The organism is Salinimicrobium tongyeongense, from assembly GCF_026109735.1.
In the GTDB taxonomy this organism is placed as follows: Bacteria; Bacteroidota; Bacteroidia; order Flavobacteriales; family Flavobacteriaceae; genus Salinimicrobium; species Salinimicrobium tongyeongense.
In genome coordinates this window covers 432,188-449,963 of sequence record NZ_CP069620.1, presented here as the reverse complement: position 1 = coordinate 449,963, position 17,776 = coordinate 432,188, and the positions used below count along the sequence as shown (strand labels likewise).

Annotated in this window: 15 protein-coding genes; 10 read left to right on the top strand and 5 right to left on the bottom strand. The window is 44.0% G+C overall.

From position 1 onward, the window contains the following. Positions 1 to 210 precede the first annotated feature (210 nt). The 3 genes from JRG66_RS01975 (at position 211) to JRG66_RS01965 (ending at position 2,674) form a co-directional block, all read left to right on the top strand. On the top strand, positions 211 to 789 hold the full coding sequence (locus JRG66_RS01975; RefSeq protein ID WP_265164071.1) for a TetR/AcrR family transcriptional regulator: 579 nt from the start codon (positions 211 to 213) through the stop codon (positions 787 to 789). Between the two features lie 75 nt (positions 790 to 864). After that, positions 865 to 1,497, top strand: coding sequence for a nitroreductase family protein (locus tag JRG66_RS01970; protein ID WP_265164070.1), 633 nt, complete (start codon positions 865 to 867; stop codon positions 1,495 to 1,497). A 16-nt stretch (positions 1,498 to 1,513) separates the two neighbouring features. Beyond that, a complete protein-coding gene (locus JRG66_RS01965) occupies positions 1,514 to 2,674 on the top strand; it encodes an iron-containing alcohol dehydrogenase (RefSeq protein WP_265164069.1) in 1,161 nt (386 codons plus the stop codon). A 350-nt stretch (positions 2,675 to 3,024) separates the two neighbouring features. Here JRG66_RS01965 and JRG66_RS01960 read toward each other — a convergent pair whose 3' ends face one another. Beyond that, entirely contained in the window at positions 3,025 to 4,503 is a 1,479-nt protein-coding gene (locus tag JRG66_RS01960; RefSeq protein WP_265164068.1) for a helix-turn-helix domain-containing protein, read from the bottom strand. Positions 4,504 to 4,621: 118 nt separating this feature from the next. On the opposite strand from JRG66_RS01960, the gene aceB reads away from it, so the two are divergent. The 5 genes from aceB (at position 4,622) to JRG66_RS01935 (ending at position 11,478) form a co-directional block, all read left to right on the top strand. Continuing rightward, positions 4,622 to 6,220 carry a malate synthase A gene (gene aceB, locus JRG66_RS01955; RefSeq protein ID WP_265164067.1) on the top strand — a complete coding sequence of 533 codons (1,599 nt, stop codon included), beginning with the start codon at positions 4,622 to 4,624 and terminating at the stop codon, positions 6,218 to 6,220. A 78-nt stretch (positions 6,221 to 6,298) separates the two neighbouring features. Continuing rightward, on the top strand, positions 6,299 to 7,924 hold the full coding sequence (locus JRG66_RS01950; protein WP_265164066.1) for an isocitrate lyase: 1,626 nt from the start codon (positions 6,299 to 6,301) through the stop codon (positions 7,922 to 7,924). An 83-nt stretch (positions 7,925 to 8,007) separates the two neighbouring features. Then, positions 8,008 to 9,180, top strand: a complete 1,173-nt coding sequence (locus tag JRG66_RS01945; RefSeq protein ID WP_265164065.1) for a pyridoxal-phosphate-dependent aminotransferase family protein — start codon at positions 8,008 to 8,010, stop codon at positions 9,178 to 9,180. Between the two features lie 363 nt (positions 9,181 to 9,543). Next, on the top strand, positions 9,544 to 10,890 hold the full coding sequence (gene rimO / locus JRG66_RS01940) for a 30S ribosomal protein S12 methylthiotransferase RimO (protein WP_265164064.1): 1,347 nt from the start codon (positions 9,544 to 9,546) through the stop codon (positions 10,888 to 10,890). A gap of 165 nt (positions 10,891 to 11,055) precedes the next feature. Continuing rightward, a complete protein-coding gene (locus JRG66_RS01935; protein ID WP_265164063.1) occupies positions 11,056 to 11,478 on the top strand; it encodes a hypothetical protein in 423 nt (140 codons plus the stop codon). 68 nt (positions 11,479 to 11,546) lie between these two features. Here the strand turns inward: JRG66_RS01935 and JRG66_RS01930 are convergent, their stop codons facing one another. The 4 genes from JRG66_RS01930 to JRG66_RS01915 form a co-directional block, all read right to left on the bottom strand. After that, positions 11,547 to 12,605 carry a class I fructose-bisphosphate aldolase gene (locus tag JRG66_RS01930; RefSeq protein ID WP_265164062.1) on the bottom strand — a complete coding sequence of 353 codons (1,059 nt, stop codon included), beginning with the start codon at positions 12,603 to 12,605 and terminating at the stop codon, positions 11,547 to 11,549. An 89-nt stretch (positions 12,606 to 12,694) separates the two neighbouring features. Continuing rightward, the gene (locus tag JRG66_RS01925; RefSeq protein ID WP_265164061.1) at positions 12,695 to 13,375 is read right to left on the bottom strand and encodes a TIGR02117 family protein; all 681 of its coding nucleotides are present in this window, start codon (positions 13,373 to 13,375) and stop codon (positions 12,695 to 12,697) included. Further along, positions 13,372 to 14,616 carry a cysteine desulfurase-like protein gene (locus tag JRG66_RS01920; RefSeq protein ID WP_265164060.1) on the bottom strand — a complete coding sequence of 415 codons (1,245 nt, stop codon included), beginning with the start codon at positions 14,614 to 14,616 and terminating at the stop codon, positions 13,372 to 13,374. The genes JRG66_RS01925 and JRG66_RS01920 overlap by 4 nt, the downstream gene beginning before the upstream one ends. After that, positions 14,603 to 15,295 (bottom strand): TVP38/TMEM64 family protein, encoded by a 693-nt coding sequence (locus tag JRG66_RS01915; protein WP_265164059.1) that lies wholly within the window; start codon positions 15,293 to 15,295, stop codon positions 14,603 to 14,605. The genes JRG66_RS01920 and JRG66_RS01915 overlap by 14 nt, the downstream gene beginning before the upstream one ends. Before the next feature lie 297 nt (positions 15,296 to 15,592). Between JRG66_RS01915 and JRG66_RS01910 the strand changes: the two genes are divergently transcribed. Next, positions 15,593 to 16,792: a porin gene (locus JRG66_RS01910; protein ID WP_265164058.1), complete on the top strand. Its 1,200-nt coding sequence runs from the start codon at positions 15,593 to 15,595 to the stop codon at positions 16,790 to 16,792. 9 nt (positions 16,793 to 16,801) lie between these two features. Next, on the top strand, positions 16,802 to 17,737 hold the full coding sequence (locus tag JRG66_RS01905; RefSeq protein ID WP_265164057.1) for a PstS family phosphate ABC transporter substrate-binding protein: 936 nt from the start codon (positions 16,802 to 16,804) through the stop codon (positions 17,735 to 17,737). The last annotated feature ends 39 nt before the right edge of the window (positions 17,738 to 17,776 follow it).

The window sequence follows — 17,776 nt, the reverse complement described above, 5'->3', positions numbered from 1 at the left end:
GAAGACAGCCAAAAATGCCATTTTCAGAAGGGATTTTTTAAAAGCTGAAGGCAGCGAATCAAAAGTGAATTTCATGGATATATGTTTTTTCCCTCCAATTTGGAATACTAAGGATAAAACCAAAACAATAGCATGAGTTACTTCTAACTAGGGAAAGTAAAAAAATGAACGTTCATTCTTTTTTTTGTATATTTGCACTTCAATTAAGTGATGAAAGCAGTTTCTAAAAGTCAGATAAAGCGCGATGCTTTGCTAAAAGCAACCATTTGCCTGGTAAACAATAACGGTTTCCACGCAGCTCCCATGTCTAAAATTGCCAAAATGGCCAATGTTTCCCCGGCCACCATTTACCTGTATTTTAAGAATAAGCAGGATTTGGCGAATCAGGCATATATTGAGGTGAAAAGTTCTTTCAGCAATTGCGCTTTTAAAGATTATGAACCCAGCATGGGGGTAGAAGAGGGCTTTAAAAAGATATGGATGAACATTGCCACTTTTAAACTAAAGGAGGTTGATCATGCCCTGTTCCTTTCACAGTGCGATAATACGCCCATGATAGATGAAGAGAGCAGGCAGGAAGGCCTTAAGCACCTGCAACCGCTTATTGCCCTGTGGGAGCGCGGCAAAGAAGAAGGCGTTGTGAAACCTTTATCGCCTTTTATTCTATATGCTTTTACCGTTTATCCCATCAGCTTTCTGCTTAACACCGAGTTAAAAGGCTGGTGCAAAGTAGATAAACCGGCGCTTGAAAGAGCATATTCCGCAGCCTGGGACGCTATTAAACTTTAATTTTTCAGAAGCAAGAAACAGGAATTTTTTTCCGTCAAAAAAAGAATGAACATTCATTAATATATAATCAAAACTATGGAATTACTAGATAAACTCAACTGGCGCTATGCCACCAAAGCAATGAACGGCGAGAAAGTGCCACAGGAAAAGATCGATGCTATTTTAGAAGCGGCTTCGTTGGCCCCAACTTCCAGCGGATTGCAGCCTTTCGAGATTTTGGTGATCACCAACCCCGAGTTAAAGGAAAAGATAAAAGCCATCGCCTGGAACCAGTCGGTAGTGACCGATTGTTCACACCTGCTGGTTTTTGCGGCCTGGGATACTTATACCGAAGACCGTATCAATAAGGTATTTGACCTTACAAATGAAGTCCGCGGCTTTAAAAATGAAGGTTATGAGAATTACCGCCAGAAGTTGCTGAGCCATTATCCGCAGAGAGAGGCTGCAGAGAATTTTAATCACGCTGCCCGCCAGGCGTATATTGCTTTTTCACAGGCTATTGCCGCCGCCGCTTTTGAAGGGGTAGACAGCACGCCAATGGAAGGTTTTGACGAGGCCGCGCTTGATGAAATCCTCAACCTGGGTGAAAAAGGATTAAAGAGCTGTGTGATGCTACCTCTTGGCTATCGCGATCCCGAAAACGACTGGCTGGCCGGTCTGGTAAAGGTGCGCAAGCACAAAGAAGATCTGATCACAGTTATTGACTAATCCTGAAAAGCTATTTATGAGAAATTTTGATTTTAAGAACCCAACGAAAATTCTCTTCGGAAAAGGGCAGATAAAAAAACTGCAAGAAGAACTTCCCAAAAATGCCAAAATCCTCATGCTTTATGGCGGCGGAAGCATTAAGAAAAATGGCATTTATGAGCAGGTAAAAGAGGCCCTTAAGGGTTTTGAAGTTATGGAATTTGGCGGTATCCCGGCCAATCCCGAATACGAAGTGCTCATGAAGGCCCTGAAGCTGATAAAGGAAGAGAATATCACGTTCCTGCTGGCTGTGGGAGGAGGATCGGTCATAGACGGTACCAAATTCCTAGCCTCAGCGGCCCTCTATGAAGGAGGAGAGCCATGGGAAATACCGGCGCAAAAGATACGTACCAGCAAAGCCATGCCTTTTGGGACTGTGCTTACCTTGCCTGCCACGGGTTCAGAAATGAATTCTAGCGCTGTGATCACCCGGGAAGAAACTCAGGAGAAACTTGGAATGGGCGGTCCGGGCTTATTTCCTTTGTTCTCTATTCTCGATCCGGAGGTGATAAAGTCAATTCCGTCACGCCAGATAGCCAACGGCATTACTGATGCCTTTACGCACGTGCTCGAGCAGTATATGACCTATCCCAGCGGCGCATATTTGCAGGACAGGTTTGCCGAAAGCATCATGCAGACGCTTATTGAAGTTGGGCCAAAAGTTTTAAATGATCCTTCAGATTATACTGCGGCGTCAAATTTCATGTGGAGCTGTACCATGGCCCTCAACGGACTCATTCAAAAAGGAGTGCCTACAGACTGGGCGGTGCATGCAATGGGGCATGAGCTTACAGCCCTCTTCGGAATTGACCACGCCCGCACCCTGGCAATAATTGCACCGAGCCATTACAGGTTTAACTTTGAAGCTAAAAAAGAGAAACTGGCGCAGTATGCCGAAAGGGTATGGAATATCACAGAGGGTACTTTAGAAGAGAAAGCTGCGGCCGCAATAGACAGGACCGAAGAATTCTTTAACCAGATGGGGATAGCTACCCAATTGTCCAGTTACACCAAAGATTACGAAGGTACTGCCGAGAAGATCAACAAGCGCTTTGTCGAAAGAGGCTGGACAGGCCTGGGAGAACACCAATCCCTCACCCCCGCAAATGTAGAAGAGATCGTAAAAATGGCGTACTAAAAGGAATTGACAGGAAAGAAGTTTAAGATAAGAATACTGTTGCTGCCATAAAGATTCAGTGTTTATCTCTTCGGAAGTAAATTCCTGATGTAATTTCAATTGCCTATCGTAAAGGTGGCAATGTACATTTACAAACATTCATAAGCCTTCTGTGAAAACAGGAGGCTTTTGTGTTACTGGTTGTACGACCTCATCGGGCTCGCAGGTTCGCCTGTTGGTTTCGATATAAATATTAAATCGCTTCAGGATTTAGTTTACAATACTTATTCTTCCGAAGGCTGTATAAATTATTGAAGATATATGTTTAAATCTTATCTCGAAGGGGGATGTACCCATCAGAGAGTAGCCTGTCAGGATTGGAACCGGAAGTTTAATTCCTCCACGATCTTTTCAATTTTTTTGTTTTTGGCTTCTTTATCCAGAACAATTGCCGGGGCCTGCCTCACCTCGCAATCTATAATTCCGCAGCGCTCACAGGTGACGCCCACATCCCGCCACGGGATCGCTTTATCTCCTAAAAAGTTCACTTTTCGCTCCAGTTGTTTATTGATGAGCAGGCCAATACTTATGCTTCGATACTGGTTATTCCTGAAAGGGTCTTTAGTGGCAGAGGAGAGAACCAGGTAAGTAGTTCCATGGCTTGGGTAATGAGAGACCTGCAACCCGAATTCATGATCCTTTCCGCTTTTACTTATTTCTTTTAACCCCTTCAGCGACACCCACCTTCTGCAATAATGCTCATTGGTCTCATTGGCCCGGGGGGAATGGTGATGGGTTAAATGGAGCTCCTTATTTAGGAAGAATTTTTCACTGCCTTCTTTATGAGTGAACCGCAGGAAGAACAAGTTTTTAATATTAAAAGACTTAGGTAAAATATTGGTTAGCCGCTGATAAAAAGATTCCGGGGAAGCGTTAAAACCTTCCAGCATTTGCAGGAAATGAGTTGCATCAAATCTCTCTTTTTCAAAAAAGTTCTCCAGTTGTGAACTCAGGTCCTCTTTCGGAATTATTAAGGCCCCGGCAAAATAAGATGCGTAGAAGTTGTTGAGTACCTGGTCAAACCTCTGGAACTTTATCCACGGAAAAGTGTGCAGCCTGTCGGTTATTTCGAGGTAATTATAGGCTATTTCTTTGGCAAAGATAAAGGTGCGTTGGGCTTCGTCAATTCCGTTTGCCAGCAGCAGCGTTTTGGTTTGAGGTACAAAAACTGATCGCAGATTACCTAAAGCCTCATTTTTACTCAGTTCATTTTCATTAATTACGTAGCCGTACTCTTCTACCAGGATCTCTTCCAAAACTTTTGATCCTAAAAACCTGTTGAGGTCTACCTGGTAAGCTTTTGCAAATTTCAACACCTGCTGTTCCAGGTCCTCGAAATAATTGTTATTGGCTTCCTGGAATGAACGCACGGCAGCCAGGAAAAAGCTCTCCTTGCTAAAGCTGTAATGATGAGCAATTTCAATGATGGTACTTATAAACGCAGTTACCTTTGTAGGGGCGTTGGCGACGATATCAATAAGGTTGCTTTCTTTGATGCCGAAAAGTTCCAGCGGAATTTCCTTCAGGATCTTCGATTGCAGTAATTCTCCAATGGGAGCTAAATTCTTGTCAAGCCTTAGGGAGACCATTTGGTCGTAAGGAACTTCCAGTTTATCTGAGAGTAAGGCTATTTTATCGGGTTTGGGATATTTTTTTCCATTCTCAATTTCGTTGAGATATGATTTAGATAAGCCCGAAAGTTTGGATAAACCAAATAAAGACAAATTCTTCTCGGTCCTTATCTGCTTTAGCTTCAGTCCAAAAATGAGCTTGATATACTCTTCTTCCATAATTCAAAGATAAAGTTTTTCGCGAATATTAATTATTTGCGAATTTTTATCTTTAGCGAACGTTCGCTTGTTTTTTTAAATTCTTTCATGTAATATTGTTGTGCAAAACAATAAAACCATGAAAACCAAAGAATTAAAAGCAGGTAATTTAGAATTTTCAAAAGATGTAAAAAATTATTACCCTGAAATCCTTTCAGACGGGGCTTTGAATTTTCTAACTGCATTACACGAAAAGTTTAATCCAGAAAGACTTTCCTTGCTGGAAAAGCGTGTAGCACGGCAAAAGGTTTTCGATAAAGGTACCTTGCCTCAGTTCCCACCCGAGACCAAATCCATAAGGGAAGAAGACTGGCGGGCAGGCAGTATTCCTGCCGATCTGCAAGACAGGCGGGTGGAGATCACGGGACCTGTAGATAGAAAAATGGTGATCAATGCATTGAATTCGGGAGCCAGAACATTTATGGCAGACCTGGAAGACAGTACCTCGCCTACCTGGCAAAACGTGATTGAAGGCCAGCAAAACCTGATTGATGCCAATAACAGGACCATTTCCCTTTTAGATCCAGAGAGCGGAAAATCTTATAATCTCAATCCTGAAACCGCGGTTTTACTGGTGCGGCCACGAGGTCTGCACCTTGACGAAAAACATATATTGATCAATGGGGAACAAGCTTCAGGCAGCCTCGTGGATTTTGGTCTGTACGTTTATCATAACACTCAAATTTTGCTGAAGAACAATACCGCGCCCTACTTCTACCTTCCGAAGTTAGAGCATTACACCGAAGCCCGCTGGTGGAATAAGGTATTCAACTTTGCACAGGATTATCTGGAAGTGCCAACAGGAACTTTTAAGGCCACCGTGCTCATCGAAACTATTACTGCAAGTTTTCAGCTAGACGAAATCATCTATGAACTCAAAGATCATATCGTGGGCCTAAATTGCGGCCGTTGGGATTACATTTTTTCGTACATCAAGAAATTCAGGAACCACCCGCAATATGTGGTGCCAAACCGCGACCAGGTGAGCATGACCACACCTTTTATGGAAGCTTATTCAAAGCTGGTGATCCAGCGTTGCCATAAACGGGGCATTCATGCCATTGGTGGTATGGCCGCTCAGATTCCTATTAAAAATAATGAGGAAGCCAATGCAGCTGCCATAGAAAAAGTGAGAAAAGATAAAGAGCGCGAAGTGAAAAACGGGCATGACGGCACCTGGGTTGCGCATCCGGCGTTGGTAGAAGTGGCCAGGGCGGAGTTCGATAAACACATGCCGGGGCCAAATCAACTGCACGTGACTCGTGATGATGTGCATATTTCTGAAGAAGACCTGGTAGAGATACCCAGGGGTAGCATTACCGAAGCCGGGATTAGAAAGAACATCAACGTGGGAATTCTTTATACTGAAGCCTGGCTGCGGGGTTATGGTGCGGTGGCACTTTACAACCTAATGGAAGATGCCGCTACTGCCGAAATCTCAAGAACGCAGCTGTGGCAATGGCTAAAGCACGAAGTTGTGCTGGAAGACGGGCGTAAATTCAATACTGAATTGTACAAAACGCTACTACAAAATGAATCTGATAAAATCATGGCAGAAGCAGAAAGCAACGCTGTTGAAGGCAACCGGTATGAGCTGGCTATCAGCCTTTTTGATAAGCTGGTGCTTTCAGAAAGATTTGAAGAGTTCCTCACGCTTCCGGCTTACCAGTACATTTAAAAAAAGCGATCCTGCGATTGCGGCAACAATCTGCAGGATCTAATTATTAATAACAAACTAATAACATCTTACAAAATTATGAAAAATCAACCACAAACAAATTATCGCTCTGCATTGGAGGCTGTACAGAACCTGAAAGAAAAATATGGAGAAACATGGAACTCTGTAAATGCTGAAAGTGCAGCAAGAATGATTCTTCAAAACAGGTTTAGAACAGGTCTGGATATTGCAAAATATACCGCAGCCATCATGAGAAAAGATATGGCAGAGTATGATAAAGATCCATCTCAGTACACCCAGTCTCTGGGCTGCTGGCATGGTTTTGTGGCCCAGCAAAATATGATAGCCGTGAAAAAGCACCACAAAACCACCAGTAAAAAATACCTCTATCTTTCGGGCTGGATGGTGGCTGCCCTGCGGTCAGAATTCGGTCCCCTGCCCGATCAATCCATGCACGAAAAAACTGCCGTGCCGGCGCTTATTGGTGAAATTTACGATTTCTTGCGCCAGGCAGATGCCATTGAGTTAAACGACCTTTTCCGAAGACTTGAAAAAGGCGAGGATGTACAAAATAAAATTGACAATTTTGAAACTCATGTAGTGCCCATTATTGCAGATATTGATGCAGGTTTTGGCAACGAAGAGGCCACTTACCTGTTAGCGAAAAAAATGATCCAGGCTGGGGCTTGTGCCATCCAGATTGAAAATCAGGTCTCAGATGCCAAACAATGTGGGCATCAGGATGGGAAAGTGACTGTGCCGCATGAAGATTTCATCGCTAAGCTAAATGCCATCAGGTATGCTTTCATCGAACTGGGGGTTGAAGACGGAATAATTGTGGCAAGAACAGATTCTGAAGGTGCCGGGCTCACTCAAAAGCTTCCGGTGAGTCAGGAGCCGGGAGATTTGGCCTCAAAGTATTTAGCTTTCATAGAAGCCGAAACTATAGACATCAATGAAGCCAAAGAAGACGATGTGCTGCTGAAAAGGAATGGTAAGCTCATGCGCCCCGTGCGATTGCCCAACGGGCTGTACAAATTCAAAGCCGGAACTAATATAGACCGGGTGGTTCTGGATTGTATTACCAGCCTGCAAAATGGGGCCGATCTTTTATGGATCGAAACGCCCACGCCCAATGTGAAGCAAATAGCTCATATGGTAAACAGGGTGAGAGAAGTGGTGCCCAATGCCAAACTGGTTTACAACAACTCTCCTTCTTTTAACTGGACCCTCAACTTCCGTCACCAGGCCTATGATGAAATGCTTGCTGAAGGTGAAAATATGACGGGGTATGACCGGAATAATCTAATGGATTCAGCTTATGATGGCACCGAATTATGTTTCAGGGCCGACAGGATGATTAAGAAGTTCCAGATCCAGGGAGCAAAAGAAGCAGGGATTTTTCATCACCTCATCACCCTGCCAACCTATCACACTACCGCACTTCATATGAATGACCTCACAAAAGGCTATTTTTCAGAAGAAGGCATGCTGGCTTATGTAACAGGGGTTCAGAGGCAGGAGATCCGCAAGGGGGTTTCCTGCGTGAAGCATCAGCGCATGGCAGGTTCAGATCTGGGAGATGATCACAAGAGTTTCTTTTCCGGGGAAAAAGCCTTGAAAGCTGAAGGAGAGAAAAATACCAGCAACCAGTTTAAGGATCATCAAACTGTTGCCGAACAAGAACCCGTAATGGATAAATAAACCTTCAAAAATACATGCGATATTTAAGGGTATCGCATGTATTTTTACGTACACTTAAAATTCAGTTAACCACAAGAAATATCATGAAAGGCAGAAAATTACTTATGATTCCCGGCCCTATAGAATTTGAACCCGAAGTTCTGCAGGCCCTGGCCATGCCCACGAACAGCCATGTGGCTCCCCACTTTATTGAAAGCTTCGGGAACAGCCTGGAGCTCATGCGAAAAGTGTGGAAAGCGCCCGGTGGCCAGCCTTTTATCGTTGCCGGCAGCGGCACCCTGGCAATGGATATGGCCGCGGCCAATCTCATTGAAGCCGGCGATAAGGTTTTGGTAGTCTCCACCGGATATTTCGGCCGGCGTTTTAAAGATATTTTTGATCGTTACGGCGCAGATACAAAGCTCCTGGAAGCTCCTTTAGGGGAAGTGGTAAGCCTTGAAGCCATTGAAAAGGAGCTTAAAACCGAAAAGTATAAAGCCTTATCTGTCACTCATGTAGATACCTCCACCGGGGTCCTGGTCAATCCTGAACCTATCGCAAACCTGGCCAAAAAATACAAGGTGCTGAGTATTTTAGACGGGGTGTGTTCCGTGGCAGGAGAGGAGGTTCTTCAGGAAGAGTGGGGTCTCGATGTGGTGCTCACAGGTTCTCAAAAGGCCATTGGTGTGCCTCCCGGGCTCGCGCTGCTTATGGCTTCTCAAAAAGCCATGGAGATTTGGAAAAACAGGAAATCGCCCGTGCCTAATTATTATGCCGACTGGAATAACTGGTTGCCCATAATGAAAGCATACCAGGAAAGAAAACCTTCTTACTTCGGAACGCCTGCTGTTAATTTGATTGTTGCTCTTGAAGCAGGTTTAAAAATGATAACTGCTGAAGGGATGGAGAAAAGAATAAATCGGCATCGCGTGTTAGCAAAAGCATTTCGGGCAGCACTTTCTGCCATAAATCTCCAGATATTACCAGAAAGGGAAGAAATTGCCGCCAATACGCTTACGGCCGTGTATTATCCCAAGAATGTTGACGGTGCTGCTTTGCTCTCAAAAATGGGCCAAAATGATGTCATTCTCGCCGGCGGACTCCTTTCCGAAGTAAAAAGCAAATATTTTAGGGTAGGGCATATGGGGGCGGTCTCTGCAAATGATCTTTTAGCTGTTTTAGGGGCTCTGGAGCGCAGTTTACAGGATTTAAAACATCAGTTTGAGCCCGGAAAAGCCTTACAGGCCTTTCAAAAAGGGCATTTACCATCGGCTTGACGTACCAGCCTAGGCTTTTAAACCTGAAATCAGAAATACCTTTCAAAAATGCCATTTTTGGAAGGTATTTCTGGCTTAATACCCATTAGGGATTATAAATGAATGCATCCCCGCGTTGTCGGCTGCTGCGGAAATATGCGCCAACATCGGGAAATTAAAACAACATAAGTTCCAAAAAACCGCATTTTTAACGCCCCTGGAATCAGGAAGTTGTGATTGGGTTCTATTTATTAAAGCTTAATGGCCTGGATGTGAGAATTGTTATTTTAGATTGTATCTTTGCAGCCGCTTTGAAGAACCTCTATTATCCAAAACCTCACAGGTTTTGGAAACCTGTGAGGTTTGACGATGAAAAATTGAAGTATGAGAACAAAGTCATTAAAAAAGAACAGGATCAATGTGGTCACCCTTGGCTGCAGTAAGAACGTCTATGACAGCGAGGTGCTTATGGGCCAGCTGAAGGCGAACAATAAGGATGTGGTGCATGAGCAGGAGGGGAATATCGTGGTGATCAACACCTGTGGCTTTATTGATAATGCAAAAGAACAATCGGTAAACACCATTTTAGAGTATGTTGAGCTGAAGGAGCAGGGGGAAGTGGATAAAGTTTTCGTTACCGGTTGCCTAAGTGAACGCTACAAACCAGATCTTGTTAAGGAGATCCCAAATGTGGATCAATACTTCGGAACTACCGAACTTCCCGAACTCCTGGCCGCTCTTGAAGCCGATTATAAGCACGAACTTATTGGAGAACGTTTAACCACAACTCCTAAAAATTACGCTTACCTCAAGATCGCCGAAGGCTGCGATAGGCCGTGTTCTTTTTGTGCAATTCCGCTTATGCGTGGAAAGCACAAATCTGCTCCTATAGAAAACCTGGTGGCCGAAGCTAAAAAACTTGCCGCTCAGGGAGTAAAGGAACTTATCCTTATTGCGCAGGATCTTACCTACTACGGCCTCGATCTCTATAAAAAGCGGAATTTAGCTGAACTTCTTGAAAACCTGGCAAAGGTGGAAGGCATAGAATGGATCAGGTTACATTATGCTTTTCCAACGGGCTTCCCTATGGATGTGCTCGACCTCATGAAGCGTGAGCCAAAGATCTGTAACTATCTCGATATTCCGTTGCAGCATATTTCTGATGATTTGCTGAAGTCCATGCGCCGCGGAACAACCCATGAAAAAACAACAAATCTGCTGAAGGAATTCAGAAACAGGGTGCCTGAAATGGCCATTAGAACCACGCTTATTGTGGGATATCCCGGCGAGACTGAAGCCCACTTTGAAGAGCTGAAGCAGTGGGTGAAAGACATGCGTTTTGAGCGCCTTGGCTGTTTTACGTATTCACACGAAGAAAATACACATGCTTACAAGCTCGAAGACGATGTGCCGCAGGAGGTGAAGCAGGAACGTGCCAACGAGATTATGGAAATTCAGTCACAGATCTCCTGGGAGCTGAATCAGCAAAAGATTGGTAAGACCTTCAGGGTGATCATAGATAGGAAAGAAGGAGAGAACTACGTGGGAAGAACAGAACACGATTCCCCCGATGTTGATAACGAAGTACTCATTGACGCCAGGAACATCTACCTCAAGACCGGTCACTTCTATGAAGTGAAGATCACCGATGCCGCCGATTTTGACCTTTTTGGAGAACCGGTAAATGCCAATGTCGAGAAACCAAAGCGGAAGGTGCTTTTCAATCAGTAAGCAGTGCGCAGTTTTTAAGTAGGCAGTCAGGAAAAGGTCACGGATGCACGGATGTTTTCTTGAAAAGTCTAACCCTCACAGGTTTCAAAAACCTGTGAGGGTTTTTTTATACGAGAGGTTCTAAACGAAAAATATTATTATTGTATAGAAGTTTAGCTCTTGCCTATGATCAAAATTATAAGAAAGCGGCATTTCTTCAGGCAACATTATAACCTGATCCTGGGTTTACTGTGGCTGAGTATTGGAGTGGCTTATTATTTGGTCAATGGGACTGGGGGTTTTAAAATTTTATCTGTTTTTAACCTGTTAATGGGTGTAGCATACCTGGCAATTCATTTTTATCAGAGAGATCGCAATCAGGAATTTATTGCCTGGAATGAGGAGCAGGTGATCCTGAGCAAATGGCAACTCAAACCGGTAACCTATTCCAGAACCCAGATTAACAGAATCACAATTACTAATAGCTATTTTATTCTCCATACCAATCAGAAGACTCCCGGAGAAACAATGGAACTTAAAGGCTATAGTGAAAAAGATATTGATCTGCTAAAATCCCGGTTTTCGAATCAAAAGATTTCAGCCGGATAAAACCTAACAGGTCTTGGAGACCTGTTAGGTTTGGTGCACCAGCTGGTTACAATATCATTATACAATTTTCAGGCAACACTTATCTCATCTGTCAAATACACCTCCTGAACGCTTCTTAAAATCTCCACTCCGTCTTTTAAAGGTCGCTGAAAGGCTTTTCGCCCCATAATGAGTCCGCTGCCGCCGGCGCGTTTGTTGATGACAGCCGTTTTTACCGCCGCTTTAAAATCGGAGTCGCCCTCAGAACCACCGCCAGAGTTAATTAGTCCGATCTTGCCCATGTAGCAGTTTGCTACCTGCAGGCGGCACAGGTCGATAGGATGATCTGTGGTAAGGCTTTCATACATTTCTTTGGAATGTTTGGCAAAGTTGATGTCCTGAAACCCGAAATTGGTGGTGGGCAGTTTTTGTTTGATGACATCGGCTTTTATAGTAACTCCAATGTGGTTGGCCTGCCCGGTTAGATCGGCGGCGGTGTGGTAATCTTTTTCGTCTTTCTTGAAAGCTGAATTTCGGGTATAGCACCACAAAATGGTCGCCATTCCCAGCTGGTGCGCTTCTTCAAAAGCCGCTGCTACTTCCTGAATTTGCCTTGTGCTTTCTTCACTTCCGAAGTAAATAGTGGCCCCAATGGCCGTCGCGCCCATGTCCCAGGCTTCCTTTACGCTTCCGAAGGGAATCTGGTCGTATTTATTGGGGTAGGTCATCAACTCATTATGATTGATCTTTACCACAAAAGGAATTTTATGTGCGTATTTACGGGCATGTAAGGCCAGGCCGCCAAAAGTGGAAGCAACGCCGTTACATTGGGCTTCTATGGCTAGTTTAATGATGTTTTCGGGATCAAAATAATCCTTGTTCTTGTAAAAAGAGGCTGCTGCGCTATGTTCAATTCCCTGGTCTACCGGAAGGATGTTGAGGTAACCGGTCCCACCAAGCGCACCGTGATTATACAGTTGCGCGAGGCTTTTTAAAACCTGCGGACTACGGTCACTTTCAGCAAAATTTTCCACACTATTTGGGCCGGGGATTGTCAGTCTCTCTTTCGGGATCTTTTTACTGCTGTGCTCCAGTAAATTGGAAGCATCGTCTCCCAGAACTTCGGTGATCTTATCAATGTAACTCATATTTAGAAGGTTTTTTATTGTCTATAGGTCTGAAGTTAAGATTTTTACGGAAGAGGGCTTTGCCGAAGCTTCTTAAAATATGTATAAATTCAGCGGTACTGGTAAAAAATGCCATCGTCAAAAGGCGTCCAGAGACAGGCCCTTAAACTGGCATTTTTGAGACCGTTGTTTATCCAGGTGTTGCAGGTGTAGAAAGCGTTAAGAGATCTCTTTGCCCTGAAGAACGCATCGTTTTGATTGTAATGTAGATTTGCTACCGGAATGACATTTCCGGAAGCGTCGAGTTCAAAACTTTGAGCCACATACCTCACCAGGTCACGGTATTGGGCTTCCGAAATATCTACGGAAATAACAGGCTGCGTAAACCTGGGCGCCGATTCAAATTCAACATGCATGGCCGATGGACTGGGCAGGAAAACAGCCTGCATGGCTGTTGGAAAGCTGAGGTCGCTCCATTCGGGAGTATTTTGATAAAATTCCAGATCTCCCCAGCCAAAAGAAATGTAATTATAATTTGCCCTTTTTGAGAGGGTATATTGGGGAGAGACCAGCTCTTGCCAATGCATGATCTCATTTTTAACCGGAAATATATAATCTGTATGTACGCCGTTGGTGCGAAGGTAGATGGTGATGTTCCCGCCCTGCGGCTGATCTTTGTTCACCGGTATTGCCGAACCTGTTACCGCCGACACAAAATAAAGGAGCATGAGGATTAAGAAGGCAAGCAGGCCTTTGGCAAAAAATTTTATGATCCTCTCCAGGATCTTCATGTTTTTCTTTGCAGCAGCTCCTGCAGGGCTTTTTTGAAGATCTCGATCTCTTCAAGCGTATTATAAGGCGCGAACCCAATGCGTATCCAGCCTCCGGTTTCCATTACCGGAAAAACTTCAGCCATGGTAGCGGCGTAAAAATGCCCGTCGCCAATGTAGAGGTTGAATTTTTCGGCAAAGAATTTTGTGGCTTCGCGGGAGTGGATTCCGTCTATCCTGAAAGCGAAAGTCGGTGTTTTTTTTATTTCCGAAGAAGCGCGGTAGAGTTTAACTTCAGGAATAGATTCCAAAAATTGCTCCAGGGAATGCATCAGCTCCTGTTCATGAGTTTCTATGGCTTCCATTCCTGCTTTTAATCGTTGTCTACGGGTATCGCCGGTTCCTAAACCTTCAATAAAATCTATAGCACCGCAAAGGCCGGCGATGGCTTCATGATTTTGAGTTCCGGTTTCCAGTTTATACGGAATTTCATTGGGAGCAGGTTGTAACTTCGGAATTTTTAGGGCCTCAAAAATGGCTTTTTTGATGCCCACTATTCCCAGGTGGGGCCCGAAGAATTTATAGGCCGAACAGAAGAGGATGTCGCAGCCTAAATCCTGCTTGTCTACCAGAAAATGCGGTACTGCATGCACGGCATCGGCAATGGTGATGGCATTTACCTTATTTGCCGCTTCAAAGATTTTCTTTGCATTGGTAACGGTACCTGTGAGGTTGGAGGAAAGCCCAATAGCAACAAGTTTTGTTTTTTGAGTGATGAGGGAGTCAGGATGGGAAAGGTCGAGGATGAGCTTCTGCTTGTCTACAGGTATAAATTTCACTGTTGCGCCGGTTTCTTTGGCCAAATGTAGCCATGGGTCAACATTGGCCCGGTGATCGAGCTGGGTGACCACAATCTCATCAGCTTCCTTCAGTAATGGTTTAAGACTGTGGGAGACCTGGAATGCAAGGCTGGTCATGTTCTGGCCAAAAGCGACTTCTTCAGCAGGACAATTCAGGAGATCGCCAACCGCTTCTTTTGCTTCAGCTAAAAGCGCATCGGTTTTAATGCTGGTAGAAAAGGTGCCGTGAAGGTTGGCCATTCCTGTTTCAATGTACTCCAGCATCCGGTCTATGCAGCCCTGTACCATCTGGGTGCCGCCGGGACCGTCAAAATATATGGGAAAGACCTGCTCTTTATTCTTAAAATTAAGAGCCGGAAATTTCGCTCTTATATCTTCAATAGGAAAATCACTGCTTTGCATTTTTCTTTCTTCTTTTATGATAGTCAATATAAACATAAATAGCATAAAGCACAGCTCCTGCGCCACCTACCCAGTAGAGCCCGTTTTCCAGTTTGTCAATATCGGTTGAAAAATATCCCACAGCGAGGGTTAGGGGGATCATTCCGGAGTAGGTGGCCAGCATGAATTTTTTGTAATTCATCCTGAAAATTCCCGCTATAAAGCTAATGGCATCGGTCGAGAAAAAAGGGGAAACCCGAAAAAGAACTACAGTTCCAAAACTGTAGTTCTCAATCCAGAATTTCATTTTTTCATACTTCTTGTCACTAACAAAGACATTTTTGAACTTTTTACCTATATAATAACCTATTGTCGAGGCAAGCCCAATTCCAATGAGATTGATCAAAACTCCAATCCAAAATCCGTAAGCCAGTACGCCAACAATAATAGGCAGCCAGGAAGGGAAAATGATCAGGAACATTTGCAGTACAATGAACACTACAATAGCCAGGGGTCCCCAAATTCCAAACTGCTTCACGTAATCTTTGATCCTGTCTCTGTCTTCGCTCAATAAAACCTCCCAGGCCTCTTTTACCGATTCCTGAAATGGAGAATGAGTAAAATATAGGATCACCAGGAAAAGAATGATGCTTCCGCTAAGAAAGAAGGACAGGTATTTTTGAAAAAAACTTTTGCTCAAACCAATATTTGAATGGAGCTACAAATTAGAAATTTTTTGGTTAGGCGGTAGGCCCGTTAATAATATTCTAACGGGCAGGATAATTAAAATTAAACATTACTTCATTTTTACTTAACACCAAAGCGGATAAATCCTCGCATTTTTGAACCACAATCATATACTCTTAGTTTTTGTCGATTTAGATGTATGAGGTAAGGTTGCTCTTTTTGGGGCAACCTTTTACTTATTGATAATTTGCCCGTAACATTCACTTAACATTGGTACTGCACCTTTGTCCCCGACAAAAACTAAGAAATAATGAAGATTAGCACGGGCGCAATTTCAGTATTAGCCTTTTTAATTTCATTGCATGTGCAGGGACAGGATTTTACAGAGAATACTTTTGGAAAAGGCCTTGTGAATGTGGTGGCAAAAGACAGCTCTTACAGCGCAAATTTTTCTTTTAGGATGCAATCCCTCTTCACCTCGGGTTGGGATATTGCTGAAAACGGGAATTTTGAAACAGGGGAAACCAACTTTCTTATAAGAAGGTCACGCCTCAAACTTCAGGGTTTCGCCTACACCCCAAAACTTAAGTACAAACTGGAACTGGGTTTGTCTAACCGCGATATTTCGGGCGCTTCAGTTTACAACAATAATACTCCCAGGTATATTCTTGATGCCGTTGTAAAATGGAATTTCCATGAGAACTTTGAGCTCTGGGCAGGACAAACCAAACTGCCGGGGAACAGGGAAAGGCTTATTTCTTCGGGAAGCCTTGAAACTGTAGACCGCTCTCTGGTGAACAGCCGGTTTAATATTGATCGTGACCTCGGGGTACAGTTACACCACGAAACCCATCTTGGCGGCTCATTTCTTATGAGAGAAGCTGTATCTGTTGCCCAGGGAGAAGGAAGGAATGTTACTGCCGGAAACCTTGGCGGCTTTCAATACACTGGGAGGCTGGAATTTCTGCCCTTTGGAGATTTTGCCGATTACACGGGTGCCGATTTTGCCAGGGAAGCAAAACCTAAGCTGGCTGTAGGCGTAGCTTACGACTATAACCACAATGCGGTAAAGACCAGGTCTAACATGGGCTCCTATATGCTTACCGACTACGGATTCTTTGAAACAGATATCAGCACGCTCTTTCTGGATGCCATTTTTAAGTACCGCGGAATTTCGGCCATGGCCGAATATGCTCACCGCAGCGCCGATGATGCCTTCGCAACTAATGCCGATGGCACTTTGACCGGTGACATGGTGAACATTGGAAGCGGATTTAATGTCCAGGCAGGCTACCTTTTTAAGAATGACCTTCAGGTTTTGGGAAGGTACACCAGCATAGATCTCGATGACAGCGTAACCCAACTGGTGGAAGATCAATACACCCTGGGGCTTTCAAAATATATCATAAAACACAAATTAAAAATTCAGACAGACATTAACTACACCGATCTCAACCTCGGTTTAAATGACAATCTTACTTACAGACTACAATTTGAACTTCATTTTTAAAAACAAATTATGAAAAGATTCCTTTTATTAACTGCAATAAGTATTTCGCTGGTTTCCTGCGGAAACAACAAAAAAGAAGGTTCCAAAAATGCCATTTCCATTGATGGTTCCAGTACGGTTTATCCTGTAACCGAAGCTATTGCTGAAGAATACAGGGCCGAAGCACCTGATGTAGACGTCACAATTGGCGTTTCGGGGACCGGTGGGGGTTTTCAGAAATTCGGAAGGGGAGAAGTAGCTATTACCAACGCTTCCCGCCCTATTAAAGCTGATGAAAAGGCAATAGCTGAATCAAACAACATCTCTTACGTAGAGCTTGAAGTAGCCTACGACGGTCTTGCAGTTGTAGTTCACCCCGAAAATGACTGGGTAAGCTGTTTTACCGTAGAACAGCTAAAGAAAATATGGGAGCCTGCGGCCCAGGGAACTATCACAAGGTGGAACCAGATTGACCCTTCCTGGCCAGATGAGGAAATTCACCTTTTTGGGCCCGGTGTAGCCTCGGGTACTTTCGACTATTTTACTGAAGCTATTGTTGGTAAAAGCGGGAGCAGCAGGGGGGATTATACTGCCAGTGAAGATGACAACGTGCTTGTACAGGGAGTTTCAGGCGATAAATACGGATTAGGTTTCTTCGGACTGGCATATTACGAAGAAAATTCAGATAAGCTCAAAATGGTGCCGGTAGACGGGGGTGAAGGTTGTGTAGAGCCTTCAACAGAAAGCGTGAGTAACGGCACCTATGCTCCTCTTTCCCGCCCGCTGTACATCTATGTGAACAGTGCTTCTCTTGAAAATCCTGCGGTGATCGATTTTGTGGAGTTCTATCTTGATGAAGCTCCGCAGTTGCTTCAGGATGTAGGCTATATTCCGCTTACTTCCGAAGAATACAACAGGGAGAAAGAGAAATTTGCAGCTTTCGTTAAAGAAAATTCAGCTGAGTAATAAAGATTTCCGGGGCAAATCCTGCTCCGGAATATTTTC

Coding starts and splice junctions, on each gene's coding strand:
- JRG66_RS01960 (WP_265164068.1), bottom strand. CDS start 4,503: ATGGAAGAAGAGTATATCAAGCTCATTTTTGGACTGAAGCTAAAGCAG.
- JRG66_RS01965 (WP_265164069.1), top strand. CDS start 1,514: ATGAGAAATTTTGATTTTAAGAACCCAACGAAAATTCTCTTCGGAAAA.
- JRG66_RS01935 (WP_265164063.1), top strand. CDS start 11,056: ATGATCAAAATTATAAGAAAGCGGCATTTCTTCAGGCAACATTATAAC.
- JRG66_RS01970 (WP_265164070.1), top strand. CDS start 865: ATGGAATTACTAGATAAACTCAACTGGCGCTATGCCACCAAAGCAATG.
- JRG66_RS01905 (WP_265164057.1), top strand. CDS start 16,802: ATGAAAAGATTCCTTTTATTAACTGCAATAAGTATTTCGCTGGTTTCC.
- aceB (WP_265164067.1), top strand. CDS start 4,622: ATGAAAACCAAAGAATTAAAAGCAGGTAATTTAGAATTTTCAAAAGAT.
- JRG66_RS01925 (WP_265164061.1), bottom strand. CDS start 13,375: ATGAAGATCCTGGAGAGGATCATAAAATTTTTTGCCAAAGGCCTGCTT.
- JRG66_RS01950 (WP_265164066.1), top strand. CDS start 6,299: ATGAAAAATCAACCACAAACAAATTATCGCTCTGCATTGGAGGCTGTA.
- JRG66_RS01910 (WP_265164058.1), top strand. CDS start 15,593: ATGAAGATTAGCACGGGCGCAATTTCAGTATTAGCCTTTTTAATTTCA.
- JRG66_RS01975 (WP_265164071.1), top strand. CDS start 211: ATGAAAGCAGTTTCTAAAAGTCAGATAAAGCGCGATGCTTTGCTAAAA.
- JRG66_RS01930 (WP_265164062.1), bottom strand. CDS start 12,605: ATGAGTTACATTGATAAGATCACCGAAGTTCTGGGAGACGATGCTTCC.
- JRG66_RS01920 (WP_265164060.1), bottom strand. CDS start 14,616: ATGCAAAGCAGTGATTTTCCTATTGAAGATATAAGAGCGAAATTTCCG.
- JRG66_RS01945 (WP_265164065.1), top strand. CDS start 8,008: ATGAAAGGCAGAAAATTACTTATGATTCCCGGCCCTATAGAATTTGAA.
- rimO (WP_265164064.1), top strand. CDS start 9,544: ATGAGAACAAAGTCATTAAAAAAGAACAGGATCAATGTGGTCACCCTT.